The sequence below is a fragment of the Streptomyces sp. Q6 genome (genome assembly GCF_036967205.1).
In the GTDB taxonomy this organism is placed as follows: Bacteria; Actinomycetota; Actinomycetes; order Streptomycetales; family Streptomycetaceae; genus Streptomyces; species Streptomyces citrinus.
In genome coordinates this window covers 1631641-1644941 of record NZ_CP146022.1, presented here as the reverse complement: position 1 = coordinate 1644941, position 13301 = coordinate 1631641, and the positions used below count along the sequence as shown (strand labels likewise).

General features: G+C 70.5%; 11 protein-coding genes. 2 read left to right on the top strand and 9 right to left on the bottom strand.

From position 1 onward, the window contains the following. Positions 1–5 precede the first annotated feature (5 nt). From V2W30_RS07765 to V2W30_RS41525, 3 genes are all read right to left on the bottom strand, one after another. Entirely contained in the window at positions 6–974 is a 969-nt protein-coding gene (locus V2W30_RS07765) for a PAC2 family protein (RefSeq protein WP_338694739.1), read from the bottom strand. A gap of 141 nt (positions 975–1115) precedes the next feature. Next, positions 1116–1787 carry a FadR/GntR family transcriptional regulator gene (locus tag V2W30_RS07760; RefSeq protein ID WP_338694737.1) on the bottom strand — a complete coding sequence of 224 codons (672 nt, stop codon included), beginning with the start codon at positions 1785–1787 and terminating at the stop codon, positions 1116–1118. 54 nt (positions 1788–1841) lie between these two features. Continuing rightward, the gene (locus tag V2W30_RS41525; protein ID WP_425244502.1) at positions 1842–2003 is read right to left on the bottom strand and encodes a hypothetical protein; all 162 of its coding nucleotides are present in this window, start codon (positions 2001–2003) and stop codon (positions 1842–1844) included. Positions 2004–2074: 71 nt separating this feature from the next. Between V2W30_RS41525 and V2W30_RS07750 the strand changes: the two genes are divergently transcribed. After that, the gene (locus V2W30_RS07750; protein ID WP_338694735.1) at positions 2075–2206 is read left to right on the top strand and encodes a hypothetical protein; all 132 of its coding nucleotides are present in this window, start codon (positions 2075–2077) and stop codon (positions 2204–2206) included. A 7-nt stretch (positions 2207–2213) separates the two neighbouring features. Here V2W30_RS07750 and V2W30_RS07745 read toward each other — a convergent pair whose 3' ends face one another. The 6 genes from V2W30_RS07745 to V2W30_RS07720 all read right to left on the bottom strand — a co-directional run bounded on the left by V2W30_RS07745 (position 2214) and on the right by V2W30_RS07720 (position 9483). Next, a complete protein-coding gene (locus tag V2W30_RS07745) occupies positions 2214–3272 on the bottom strand; it encodes an LLM class flavin-dependent oxidoreductase (RefSeq protein WP_338694734.1) in 1059 nt (352 codons plus the stop codon). After that, positions 3269–4189: an LLM class flavin-dependent oxidoreductase gene (locus V2W30_RS07740; RefSeq protein WP_338694732.1), complete on the bottom strand. Its 921-nt coding sequence runs from the start codon at positions 4187–4189 to the stop codon at positions 3269–3271. The genes V2W30_RS07745 and V2W30_RS07740 overlap by 4 nt, the downstream gene beginning before the upstream one ends. A 124-nt stretch (positions 4190–4313) precedes the next feature. Beyond that, the gene (locus V2W30_RS07735) at positions 4314–5927 is read right to left on the bottom strand and encodes a glycerol-3-phosphate dehydrogenase/oxidase (protein ID WP_338694730.1); all 1614 of its coding nucleotides are present in this window, start codon (positions 5925–5927) and stop codon (positions 4314–4316) included. Between the two features lie 8 nt (positions 5928–5935). Further along, the gene (glpK, locus tag V2W30_RS07730) at positions 5936–7483 is read right to left on the bottom strand and encodes a glycerol kinase GlpK (protein WP_338694728.1); all 1548 of its coding nucleotides are present in this window, start codon (positions 7481–7483) and stop codon (positions 5936–5938) included. A gap of 74 nt (positions 7484–7557) precedes the next feature. Continuing rightward, positions 7558–8349 (bottom strand): MIP/aquaporin family protein, encoded by a 792-nt coding sequence (locus V2W30_RS07725; protein WP_338694726.1) that lies wholly within the window; start codon positions 8347–8349, stop codon positions 7558–7560. Between the two features lie 366 nt (positions 8350–8715). Then, positions 8716–9483 carry an IclR family transcriptional regulator gene (locus V2W30_RS07720; RefSeq protein ID WP_338694724.1) on the bottom strand — a complete coding sequence of 256 codons (768 nt, stop codon included), beginning with the start codon at positions 9481–9483 and terminating at the stop codon, positions 8716–8718. A 291-nt stretch (positions 9484–9774) separates the two neighbouring features. On the opposite strand from V2W30_RS07720, the gene metH reads away from it, so the two are divergent. Beyond that, a complete protein-coding gene (metH, locus tag V2W30_RS07715) occupies positions 9775–13284 on the top strand; it encodes a methionine synthase (RefSeq protein ID WP_338694723.1) in 3510 nt (1169 codons plus the stop codon). The last annotated feature ends 17 nt before the right edge of the window (positions 13285–13301 follow it).

The window sequence follows — 13301 nt, the reverse complement described above, 5'->3', positions numbered from 1 at the left end:
CCTCGTCACTCCTCGGTCGTCTCGTCGCCCTCCGGCCGTGGCGGTTTCGGCGGACGGGTACGACCGCCCGGATTGTCCCGCAGGTACGTCGAGGACTCACCGCCGTCCGTCGCGTGTCCGCTCTGCGGCGAGCTGGGATCGTGGCGGCGCAGATAGCGCTCGAACTCGCGGGCGATCGCCTCGCCGGACGCCTCCGGCAGCTCCGCGGTGTCGCGCGCCTCCTCCAGCGTCTGGACGTACTCGGCGACCTCGCTGTCCTCCGCCGCCAGCTCGTCCACCCCGCGCTGCCAGGCCCGCGCGTCCTCGGGCAGCTCGCCCAGCGGGATGCGCAGGTCGATCAGGTCCTCCAGGCGGTTGAGCAGCGCCAGCGTCGCCTTCGGGTTCGGCGGCTGCGACACGTAGTGCGGCACCGCCGCCCACAGCGACACAGCGGGCAGCCCCGCGTGCGTGCACGCCTCCTGGAGGATGCCGACGATGCCCGTCGGACCCTCGTACTTGGTCTCCTCCAGGTCCATGCGCGTGGCCAGGTCGGCGTCGGACGTGACCCCGCTCACCGGCACCGGGCGGGTGTGCGGGGTGTCACCGAGCAGCGCGCCCAGGATGACGACCAGCTCCACACCCAGCTCGTGCGCGAAGCCCAGGATCTCGTTGCAGAACGACCGCCAGCGCATGGACGGTTCGATGCCGCGGACCAGCACCAGGTCACGCGGCTTGTCGCCGCCGACGCGGACCACGGACAGCCTGGTCGTCGGCCAGGTGATCTTGCGCACGCCGTCTTCCAGGAAGACCGTGGGCCGGTTGACCTGGAAGTCGTAGTAGTCCTCGGCGTCGAGCGCCGCGAACACCTCGCCCTTCCACTCCTTGTCGAGATGCGCGACCGCGGTGGAGGCGGCGTCGCCGGCATCGTTCCAGCCCTCGAACGCGGCCACCATGACCGGGTCGACCAGCTCGGGAACCCCCTCGAGCTCGATCACCCAGTGCCTCCTTCCGACGTGCCCTCGCGTACCTGCCCACCTTACGGCGTCCGCGGGGGCCCTCCGCAGCCCCCTGGAACCCGGGGGCTGACCGGACACTGCCCCGAGTCGACGGCTCGCACTCCACCGGGGCCGCGGAGTTCACAAGGTCGAGCGCAGCCACTGCTCCACGCTCGCGATGTGCACGGTCGCCCACGAGCGGGCCGCCTCCGCGTCCCCGTCGCGCAGCGCCGCGAGGATCGCGCGGTGCTCGCGCAGGGTGCGGCCGACCGCGTCCTCCTGGGTCAGCCCGCGCCAGATGCGGGCCCGCGTGGTCGGCCCGGACAGGCCGTCGAGGAGGGAGCACAGGACCGAGTTGCCGCAGGCCCTGACGATGCCGCGGTGGAAGTCGAGGTCCGCGGCGACCAGCTCCTCGACCGACGGCTCGGGGCCCAGGTCGTCGAGCTGGGCGGTGAGCTCGTCGAGCTGCGCCGCCTCGATATGGGTGGCGGCCAGCGCCGTCGCGGCGGGCTCCAGGATGCGGCGTACGGCGAGGAACTCCAGGACCGTGTCGTCGCGGTGGAAGTCGACGACGAAGCTGAGCGCCTCGAGCAGCAGCTGCGGGTCGAGACTGGTGACGTACGTGCCGTCGCCCTGCCGTACGTCGAGGATGCGGATCAGCGACAGCGCGCGCACCGCCTCCCGCAGCGAGTTGCGGGACAGGCCGAGATCGGCGGCGAGCTCGGTCTCCTTGGGGAGCCGGTCGCCGGGGCGAAGGGCGCCCGAGACGATCATGCCCTTGATCTTCTCGATGGCTTCGTCGGTGACGGCCATGGCAGCCCCCTCTGCTCGTACCCGGAGGGCCCATACCTCCGATGTCTCGGACCATTATGGGCGTACGGGTGGTGCGGGGGCTGCCGGGTGGGGGCCTTCGGCGGGACGCTCAGCCCCGCGTTGGACGCCCACGCGTTCCTCGCCCTCCAGGACGAGGAACGCCACCAGGTCGTGGTGGGCGTGGGCCGGGCCCTCGGCGCCGGGCGGCAGCAGCATGGTGGAGAACGTGAAGCTGCCCGCCGGGACGGTGCGGCTGTCGCTCTCGTGGCCTCGCGAAGGTCGACGAGGTGTGCGCCGAACGCCTCGACGACGAAAGCCGGACGCTCGCCGGGCTCTCCCTGTCCGAGCGCCGCCAACTCGCCCGCCTGCTCGGCAAGTTGGAGCACTCGATCGTGGACTCGGACGACCTGGAGGACTGACCCGTGCTCAGGCCCACAGCGAACTGGGCGCCTCCCGCCGCACCACCGGCGCGATCTCCTCCGCGAACCGTTGCAGCGTCTCCACCTGCTCGCTCGTGCCCTGCCCGAACGCGTCCACCGTCACCGATTGCAGATCGTGCCGGTACACCTCGTGGTAGCCGAGGATCTTGTCGATGATCTGCTGCGGCGAGCCGATGAGCTGCGGCCCGTCCGCGATGGCGTCCTCGATCGTGCGGAACGGCGTGTTGTACCCCGCCTTGCCCGCCAGGTGCGGCTTGAAGGACTGCGCGACCTTCGCCTCGTACAGCTCCCGGTAGCGGGCGACGGCCTGCTCGTGCGTGTCCGCGATCAGCAGCCCGCCCGACCCCGCCGCGACATGCGCCTTCGCCGGATCGTGCCCGTACGCCTCGAACCGCTCCCGGTAGTGGTCGATGAGCTTCGCGTACGCGGCCCGCGGCTGGATCGCGTTCGCGGTGAACAGCGGATCGCCGTGCCGTGCGGCCAGTTCGGGGGAGTTGAGCGAGGTCGCCGAGCCGTGCCAGACGCGGGGGAGGCCCGCGTACGGACGCGGCACCGTCGTCACCCCCTTCAGCGCGGGCCGGAACTCCCCGTCCCAGTCCACCCCCTCCTCCGTCCACAGCCGGCGCAGCAGCTCGTACTTCTCCTCCTGGAGATCCCACTGCCGCGCCTCGTCGAGCCCGAACAGATCGAAGTGACCCGCCTCGGCGCCCTTGCCGATCACCAACTCGATCCGGCCGCGCGAGAGTTGGTCGAGCGTCGCGTAGTCCTCGGCGACCCGCACCGGGTCGAGGATCGCGACGACGGTGACGCCCGTGAGCAGTTTGATACGGGTCGTGCGGGCGGCCAGCGCGCCGAGCACCACCGTCGGGCTCGACGACAGGAACGCCCCGGCGTGCCGCTCGCCCACCGCGTAGGCGTCGTAGCCGAGCTCCTCCGCCGCGACCCCCACGTCGACGACCTGCGCCAACCGGTCCGCGGCGGTGGGTAGTTCACCGGTCAGCGGGTGCGGCGCGTGGCCGATGATCGACAGGACCTGGAACCTCACGCCGCCACCTCCGTCAGGCCCAGGTGCCCCCGCAGCGTCCGTGTCTCGTACGCCTCCGGGAGCAGCCCGCGCCGGACCAGCTCGGGCACGGCCCGGTCCACGAGCGCGTACACGTCCTGCGGTACGGCGACGGGCCGGATCCGGAAGCCGTCGGCGCCGCCCTCGCGGTGCCACTCCTCCAGCCGGTCGGCGAGCCCCTCGGGGGTGCCGGTGAACAGCGCGGCGTCGGACTCGAACGCGCCCAGCGCGGCCCGCCGTTCCTCCGCCTCGGCGGCTGTCGGGGCGAGCAGCACGTTCAGATCGGCGAGCACCTTGAGGCCGCGCCCCTCCTCGGCCGCCAGGGCGTCCACCTCGGAGCGGATGCGGCGCAGCCCCGGTACGTCGAACGGCGTGACCAGGACGACGTCGGCGCGCCGGGCCGCGAACCGGTACGGCACGGTGTCGTGCGCGAGCGAGATCAGCGGCGGCCTGCCCTGCGGCGCGGCCCCCGAACTGTCCCACTCCCGCGCGACCCGGCCGGTGAACTCCGCTGCCCGCTCGAAGAGCTCGGCCACCAGCGCGTCGCCCTCCGGCGTGCCGAGCACCTTCAGGATCCGGTCGTGCTCGACGTCGTCCGCGGCGATCCGCGGCCGCACTCCGGCCCGGCCGCCACTGACCAGATCGAGCGTCGCGTAGCGGGCCGCGTACCCGGCGGGCTGCCCGAGCACGGGACCGAGCGGGACGAGCCCGATGCGCGTCGTCTCCCGCGCGGCGAGCGTGAGCAGCACGGTCGAGTCGAGCCGGCCGGGCCCGTCCTCCACGCTCACGAACGCGATCCGGGCCGCCTCCGCGCGGCGCACGAGACGGACGAAGTCGTCGGGGCCAAGGCTCGGATCGCCCGTGAGCGCGAGCCCGAGAAGGAAGGGGTTCTGAGGCATGACCCCACCTTCACCTGCGGACATTGCGGGCGTATGTACGCGGCATGGCAGCGCCCACGAACAGCCCTGAGGGGCGGCTCCCCCCGTGGGAGCCGCCCCTCATGTCCGAGACAGGCAACGGCGGTTACTTCTTGTCGAGCACGTCCTGCACCTTGCCGCGCACGTCGTCCGAGGCGAGGCCGCGGATCGTCAGCGTCGTACGGCGGCGCAGCACGTCGTCCGTCGTCTCGGCCCACTCGTGGTCGCGCGCGTAGACGACCTGAGCCATGATCTCCGGCGCGTCCGGGTGGATCCGCTCGCCGAGCTCCGGGTTCTCGTTGGCGAGCCGCGCGATGTCGAAGGCCAGCGAGCCGTAGTGCGTCGCCAGGTGCTTCGCCGTGTCGGCGGCCATCCGCGGGCCCGGCGCCGGGTTGTCGACGAGGAGGCGGTGCGCGACGGCACGCGGGTTGGCGACGCCGGGCAGCGGCAGCCGCTTCGGCAGCTCCTTGATCGGCTCGAAGTCGTCACCGAGCGGGTGGCCCGGCAGCGACTCCAGCTTCTGCATGACCGTACGGCCGATGTGCCGGAAGGTCGTCCACTTGCCGCCCGCGACGGACAGCATGCCGCCACGGCCCTCGGTGACCACCGTCTCGCGCTTGGCCTTCGACGTGTCGCCGGGGCCGCCGGGCAGCACCCGCAGGCCGGCGAACGCGTACGTCATCAGCTCCCGCTTCAGCTGCTGGTCCCGTACGGAGAAGGCCGCCTCGTCGAGGATCTGCTCGATGTCCTTCTCGGTCACCGACACGTCCGCCGGGTCGCCCTCGTACTCCTCGTCGGTCGTGCCGAGCAGGAGCATGTCCTCCCAGGGCAGGGCGAACGTGATGCGGTACTTGTCGATCGGCGTCGCGAGCGCGGCCTTCCACGGCGAGGTCCGCTTCATGACCAGGTGCGCGCCCTTGGACAGACGGATGGAGGGCGCCGCGTTCGGGTCCTCCAGCTTGCGCAGGTGGTCGACCCACGGCCCGGTCGCGTTCAGCACGAGCCGCGCGTTCACACCGAACTCCTCGCCGCTGGTGCGGTCCTTGAGCTCGGCGCCCGTGACCCGGCCCCGCGTGAAGCGCAGGCCGGTGACCTCGGCGTGGTTGAGCACCACGGCGCCCGCGTCGACGGCCGCGCGGACGGTCATCAGCGCCATGCGCGCGTCGTTCATCTGGTCGTCGCCGTACACGGCCACGGCCTTGAGGCCCTCGGTCCGCAGCTCGGGCACGTCCTGCTGCGCCTTGCCGGGGGAGAGCAGGTGCCCGACCCCGTCACCGAACGCGGACAGCGCGCTGTACGCGAAGACGCCCGCGCCCAGCTTGGCCGCGCCGTGCGGGCCGCCCTTGTAGACGGGCAGGTAGAAGGTGAGCGGGTTGGCGAGGTGCGGTGCCACGTTGCGCGACACCGCACGCCGCTCGAAGTGGTTCTCCGCGACCAGCTTCACCGCGCCGGTCTGCAAGTAGCGCAGACCGCCGTGGAGCAGCTTGGAGGACGCGGAGGAGGTGGCGCCGGCGAAGTCGCCGGCGTCCACCAGCGCCACCCTGAGACCGGACTGCGCGGCGTGCCAGGCAGTGGAGATGCCCAGGATGCCGCCGCCGATGACCAGGAGGTCGTACGTCGCCTTGGAAAGCTGCTCGCGGGTCTCGGCGCGGCTCGGGTTGGAGCCGCCGGCCGGGTGCGTTCCGAGGGCAGGCACGGTCTGGAGGGTGGGGGTACTCATCTGGGGTCTTACTCCTCGACAGAGCTGTCTTCGAGCCAGCCCATGGACCGCTCCACGGCCTTGAGCCAGCTCTTGTACTCACGGTCGCGGGTGGCCGCGTCCATGCGGGGGGTCCACTCCGCGGCCCGCCGCCAGTTGGCGCGCAGGTCATCGGTGTTGGACCAGAAGCCGACGGCGAGACCGGCGGCGTAAGCGGCGCCGAGGCAGGTCGTCTCGGCGACCATCGGACGCACCACGGGCGCGTCCAGGAAGTCCGAGAGGGTCTGCATCAGCAGGTTGTTGGAGGTCATGCCGCCGTCGACCTTGAGCGCGGTCAGCTCGACGCCGGAGTCCTTCGTCATGGCGTCGGTGATCTCGCGGGTCTGCCAGGCGGTGGCCTCCAGGACGGCGCGCGCGATGTGCGCCTTGGTGACATAGCGGGTCAGACCCGCGATGACACCGCGCGCGTCCGAGCGCCAGTACGGGGCGAACAGGCCGGAGAAGGCGGGCACGAAGTACGCGCCGCCGTTGTCCTCGACGCTGGAGGCCAGCGTCTCGATCTCGGCGGCCGACTTGATCAGGCCCATCTGGTCGCGCATCCACTGCACCAGGGAGCCCGTGACGGCGATCGAGCCCTCGAGCGCGTAGACCGGCTTCTGGTCGCCGATCTGGTAGCCCACCGTGGTCAGCAGCCCGGAGTACGAGTTGATGGCCTTGTCACCGGTGTTCATCAGCATGAAGGTGCCGGTGCCGTACGTGGACTTGGCCTCGCCCTCCGCGAAGCAGGTCTGGCCGAACAGGGCCGCCTGCTGGTCGCCGAGCGCCGACGCGACGGGGATGCCGCCGAGCACGTCGCCGAGCTTGCCGCCGGTGACCTCGCCGTAGACCTCGGCGGAGGAACGGATCTCGGGAAGCATGTTCATCGGCACGCCGATGGAGGAGCAGATGCGCTCGTCCCACTGCATCTCGTGCAGGTTCATCAGCATGGTGCGCGAGGCGTTGGTGACGTCGGTGACGTGCCTGCCGCCGTTGACACCGCCCGTCAGGTTCCAGATGACCCAACTGTCCATCGTGCCGAAGAGGATGTCGCCCGCCTCGGCGCGCTCGCGCAGCCCCTCGACGTTGTCGAGCAGCCAGCGGGCCTTGGGCCCGGCGAAGTACGAGGCCAGCGGGAGGCCGGTCTCGCGGCGGAAGCGGTCCTGGCCGACGTTGCGGCCGAGCTCCTTGCACAGGGCGTCGGTGCGGGTGTCCTGCCAGACGATGGCGTTGTGGACGGGCTCACCGGTGTTCTTGTCCCAGAGCAGCGTCGTCTCGCGCTGGTTGGTGATGCCGATGGCCTTGATGTCGTCGCGGGTGATGCCGGCCTTGGTGATGGCCCCGGCGACGACCTCCTGGACGTTCGTCCAGATCTCGTTCGCGTCGTGCTCGACCCAGCCCGGCTTCGGGAAGATCTGCTCGTGTTCCTTCTGGTCGACCGAGACGATCCGGCCGTCCTTGTCGAACACGATGCAGCGGCTGGACGTGGTGCCCTGGTCGATCGCCGCGATGAAGGGTCCTGCGGTGTGTGCGTCGGTCACGGTGTGCTCCTCGTGGTGCGTGGTCGGTTCGCGGTCTCGTCGCTGTCTGTGGCTGTCTGTCGCTGTCGTGTCGCTCAGAACAGCTTGTAGATGCAGCCGGCGAGGGCGCCGCCGATGAGCGGTCCCGCCACCGGAATCCACGCGTACGACCAGTCCGAACCACCCTTGTTGGGCAGCGGGAGCAGCGAGTGGACGATGCGGGGGCCGAGGTCACGGACCGGGTTGATCGCGTAACCGGTCGGGCCGCCGAGCGAGAGGCCGATGCCGACGACGACGAGCGCGGTGATCAGGGCGCCGAGCGTGCCCAGGCCGTTGCCGCCGTCGTTCAGGCCCTGCGTGAGGATCGCCAGGACGAGCACGATCGTGGCGATGATCTCCGTGACGAGGTTCTGCACCGCGTTGCGGATCTCCGGGCCGGTGGAGAAGATGCCGAGCACCGGACCGGCCTTGGGCGCGGCCTTGGGGTCGACCATGCCCTCCTCACCGTTGCCCGTGTGGGCCTTGAGGACGTCCTCGTCCGTGAGGTGGGCGTGGAACTGCCCGTAGTAGACCAGCCACACCAGCACCGCGCCGATCATGGCACCGAGGAGCTGGGAGGCCAGGTAGAGCGGTACGTCGCTCCACTTGGTGCCGCCCTCGATGGCGAGGCCGATGGTGACCGCCGGGTTGAGGTGGGCGCCGGAGACGCCGCCCGCCAGGTAGGCACCGGTCAGGACCGCGAAACCCCACCCGAAGGTGATGGCGAGCCAGCCGGCGTTCTGCGCCTTTGAGCGCTTGAGCGTGACGGCGGCGCAGACGCCACCGCCCAGCAGGATGAGTACGGCGGTACCTATGGTCTCGCCGAGGAAGATGTCGTGGCTGGACACCCGCGACTCCTTTGTCCTTCGTCCAGGGGAAAACCCGAGTACGAACCTCCGGGTCCCTTTCCGGTGGTCCGAGCCCCCACAGGAGGGGCGGGTCGCGGCCTGGCCTGTCCACACTCTAGCGCGTATTGCCGGTAGGTGTTCGACAATGCCGACCGATGGACGCGAGTCTCGCTCTGCGGTTACTCGCTCGTCAAGGGTTGTGTTATCGAAAGCACGATCGTTATTGATCGTTTCCGGCTATCACCTGTCGCACGTTCCGACGGGCGTCCCCCGATGGTCGCGCGGAAAGGTGCAAGCTGCACCTTGAACGGCGAAAAGCCCCGCTCGGAAGCGGGGCTCGGGAGTCGAAGGGAGGGTGCGCGCGGGTCAGAACCTGCTGGCGCCCAGGTCACGGGAGACCGCGCGGGCGCAGTCCCGTACGGCCGCGATGAGTTCGGGGCGCAGCTCGCCCTCCTTGGTGCACACCCGCTCCACGGCGCCGGTCACGCCGACGGCGCCCACCGGCATCCGGTGCCGGTCGTGGATCGGGGCCGCGACGGAGGCCACGCCCTCCCAGGTCTCCTCGACATCGGCGGCGTACCCGCGCGCGCGGGTCAGATCGAGCACCGACTCGAAGTCCGCGATGTCACACACCGTTCGCGCCGTGAACTCCTTGCGCTCGGCCTCCACCACCTCGCTGTGCGCGACCGGGTCGTACGCCGTGATCACCTTGCCGAGCGCGGTCGAGTGCAGCGGCTGCATCGCCCCCACCTCCAGGACCTGCCGGCTGTCGTCGGGCCGGAAGACGTGATGCACGATCAGTACGCCCTGCTGGTGCAGGACGCCGAGGTAGACGGCCTCGCCGCTGGAGCGCGCCAGGTCGTCGGTCCACACGAGCGCCCGCGCGCGCAGCTCGTGCACGTCGAGGTAGCTGTTGCCCAGGCGCAGCAGCTCCGCGCCCAGCTGGTAGCGCCCCGACGGTCCGTCCTGCTCCACGAACCCCTCGGCCTGCAACGTGCGCAGGATGCCGTGGGCCGTGCCCTTGGCGAGGCCCAGGGCGGAGGCGATGTCGGAGAGGCCGAGCCGCCGCTCACCGCCCGCGAGGAGCCGGAGCATCGCCGCGGCCCGTTCGAGCGACTGGATGTTGCGTGCCATCGCAGTCCCTTCCTCCCTCGGTTCTCTCACCGTCGCTTCTCACCGTGCAACGTTCGGCAATGACGAACAGTATCGGTCGTTGCCGACCTCCTGCGAGCGCGGCGTGCGCCAATATTTCCACCCGTTTCGTTTCGCCCACACCACATGCACGCCCCGGCCACGGTTCGTCCCCGCCGTTCCGGCCCGTGGACGCCCGCGCGACGGGGTGGGGGTCCCCGTTACCCTGACCGGGTGCGCCTCCAGCAGTGGAGCCGTAAAGCCGACAGCCGTCGCACCTCAGGGAGCACTTTCATGGCCTCGTTGCCAACGCCCGCATCCGATTCCCGCGCCCGTGTGGACGCCCTCCGCGAAGCCCTCGCCACCCGTGTCGTGGTGGCCGACGGCGCGATGGGAACCATGCTCCAGGCGCAGGACCCCACTCTTGAGGACTTCCAGAACCTCGAGGGCTGCAACGAGATCCTGAACGTCACCCGGCCCGACATCGTGCGCTCGGTGCACGAGGAGTACTTCGCCGTCGGCGTGGACTGCGTCGAGACGAACACGTTCGGCTCGAACTTCACCGCCGCGAGCGAGTACGAGATCGCCGACCGGGTCGTGGAGCTGTCCGAGGCCGGCGCCCGGATCGCCCGCGAGGTCGCCGACGAGTTCACCGCGAGGACCGGGCGGCAGCGCTGGGTGCTCGGCTCCATCGGCCCCGGCACCAAGCTGCCCTCGCTCGGCCACATCGACTACGCCACGATCCGCGACGGCTACCAGCAGAACGCCGAGGGCCTCCTCGCCGGCGGCGCCGACGCGCTCATCGTCGAGACCAGCCAGGACCTGCTCCAGACCAAGTCGTCCCTGATCGGCGCCCGCCGCGCGATGGACGCCCTCGGCGTCTCGGTCCCGCTGATCTGCTCCCTCGCCTTCGAGACCACCGGCGTGATGCTGCTCGGCTCCGAGATCGGCGCGGCGCTGACCGCCCTGGAGCCGCTCGGCATCGACCTGATCGGTCTGAACTGCTCGACGGGCCCCGCCGAGATGAGCGAGCACCTGCGCTACCTCGCGCAGCACTCCACGACGCCGCTGATGTGCATGCCGAACGCCGGTCTGCCGATCCTGGGCAAGGACGGCGCGCACTTCCCGCTGACCCCGCCGGAGATGGCGGACGCGCAGGAGAACTTCATCAACAGCTACGGCCTCCAGCTGGTCGGCGGCTGCTGCGGCTCCACCCCCGAGCACCTGCGCCAGGTCGTCGAGCGGGTCCGCGAGATGACCCCGCCGGCCCGCGACCCGCGCCCCGAGCCCGGCGCCGCCTCCCTGTACCAGACCGTCCCGTTCCGCCAGGACACCGCGTACATGGCGATCGGCGAGCGCACCAACGCCAACGGCTCGAAGAAGTTCCGCGAGGCCATGCTGGAAGGCCGCTGGGACGACTGCGTGGAGATGGCCCGCGACCAGATCCGCGAGGGCGCGCACATGCTCGACCTCTGCGTCGACTACGTGGGCCGCGACGGCGTCGCCGACATGGAGGAGCTGGCCGGCCGCTTCGCGACCGCCTCGACGCTGCCGATCGTCCTGGACTCCACCGAAGTGCCGGTGATCCGGGCCGGGTTGGAGAAGTTGGGCGGCCGCGCGGTCATCAACTCCGTCAACTACGAGGACGGCGACGGCCCCGAGTCCCGCTTCGCGAAGGTCACCGCACTCGCCCGCGAGCACGGCGCCGCGCTGATCGCGCTCACCATCGACGAGGAGGGCCAGGCCCGCACCGTCGAGCACAAGGTCGCCATCGCCGAGCGGCTCATCGAGGACCTGACCGGCAACTGGGGCATCCACGAGTCGGACATCCTGATCGACTGCCTCACGTTCACCATCTGTACGGGTCAGGAGGAGTCCCGCAAGGACGGCATCGCGACGATCGAGGCGATCCGCGAGCTGAAGAAGCGCCGCCCCGACGTGCAGACCACGCTGGGCCTGTCGAACATCTCCTTCGGCCTGAACCCGGCCGCGCGCATCGTCCTCAACTCCGTGTTCCTGGACGAGTGCGTGAAGGCCGGCCTCGACTCGGCGATCGTGCACGCCTCGAAGATCCTGCCGATCGCCCGGTTCGACGAGGAACAGGTCACCACCGCCCTCGACCTGATCTACGACCGGCGCGCGGAGGGCTACGACCCGCTCCAGAAGCTGATGGCGCTGTTCGAGGGCGCCACGGCGAAGTCGCTGAAGGCGGGCAAGGCCGAGGAGCTCGCCGCGCTGCCGCTGGAGGAGCGCCTCAAGGCCCGCATCATCGACGGCGAGAAGAACGGCCTGGAGGCCGACCTCGACGAGGCCCTCCAGGCGCGGCCCGCCCTGGAGATCGTCAACGACACCCTGCTGGAAGGCATGAAGGTCGTCGGCGAACTCTTCGGCTCCGGCCAGATGCAGTTGCCGTTCGTGCTCCAGTCCGCCGAGGTCATGAAGAACGCGGTGGCCTACCTGGAGCCGCACATGGAGAAGTCCGACGCCGAGGGCAAGGGCACCATCGTCCTGGCCACCGTGCGCGGCGACGTCCACGACATCGGCAAGAACCTCGTCGACATCATCCTGTCGAACAACGGCTACAACGTCGTCAACCTGGGCATCAAGCAGCCCGTCTCCGCGATCCTCGAAGCCGCCGAGGAGCACAGGGCCGACGTCATCGGCATGTCCGGGCTCCTGGTCAAGTCGACCGTGATCATGAAGGAGAACCTGGAGGAGCTCAACCAGCGCAAGATGGCCGCCGACTTCCCGGTCATCCTCGGCGGCGCCGCCCTGACCCGCGCGTACGTGGAGCAGGACCTGCACGAGATCTACGAGGGCGAAGTCCGCTACGCCCGCGACGCGTTCGAGGGCCTGCGCCTGATGGACGCGCTCATCGCGGTCAAGCGCGGCGTGCCCGGCGCGACCCTGCCCGAGCTCAAGCAGCGCCGCGTCAAGGCGGCCACCGTACAGATCGAGGACCGCCCCGACGACGGGCCCGCGCGCTCGGACGTCGCCGTCGACAACCCGATCCCCGAGCCGCCCTTCCGCGGCACCCGCGTCGTCAAGGGCATCCAGCTCAAGGAGTACGCCTCCTGGCTCGACGAGGGCGCGCTGTTCAAGGGCCAGTGGGGCCTGAAGCAGGCGCGGACCGGCGACGGACCCACGTACGAGGAGCTCGTGGAGACCGAGGGCCGCCCGCGGCTGCGCGGCTGGCTCGACGAACTGCACACCAAGAACATGCTGGAGGCGGCCGTCGTCTACGGCTACTTCCCGTGCGTGTCCAAGGGCGACGACCTGATCATCCTCGACGAGCAGGGCAACGAGCGGACCCGCTTCACCTTCCCGCGCCAGCGCCGCGGCCGCCGCCTGTGCCTGGCCGACTTCTTCCGCCCGGAGGAGTCCGGCGAGATCGACGTCGTCGGCCTCCAGGTCGTCACCGTCGGTTCCCGGATCGGTGAGGCGACCGCCGAGCTGTTCGCGTCCGACTCCTACCGCGACTACCTCGAACTGCACGGCCTGTCCGTCCAGTTGGCCGAGGCGCTCGCCGAGTACTGGCACGCGCGGGTCCGCTCCGAGCTGGGCTTCGCCGGCGAGGACCCGTCCGTGATGGAGGACATGTTCGCCCTGAAGTACCGGGGCGCCCGCTTCTCGCTCGGATACGGCGCCTGCCCCGACCTGGAGGACCGCGCCAAGATCGCGCAGCTCCTGGAGCCCGAGCGGATCGGCGTGCACCTCAGCGAGGAGTTCCAGCTGCACCCCGAGCAGTCCACGGACGCGATCGTCATCCATCACCCCGAGGCGAAGTACTTCAACGCGCGGTAATCGGTACCGGTCGTACA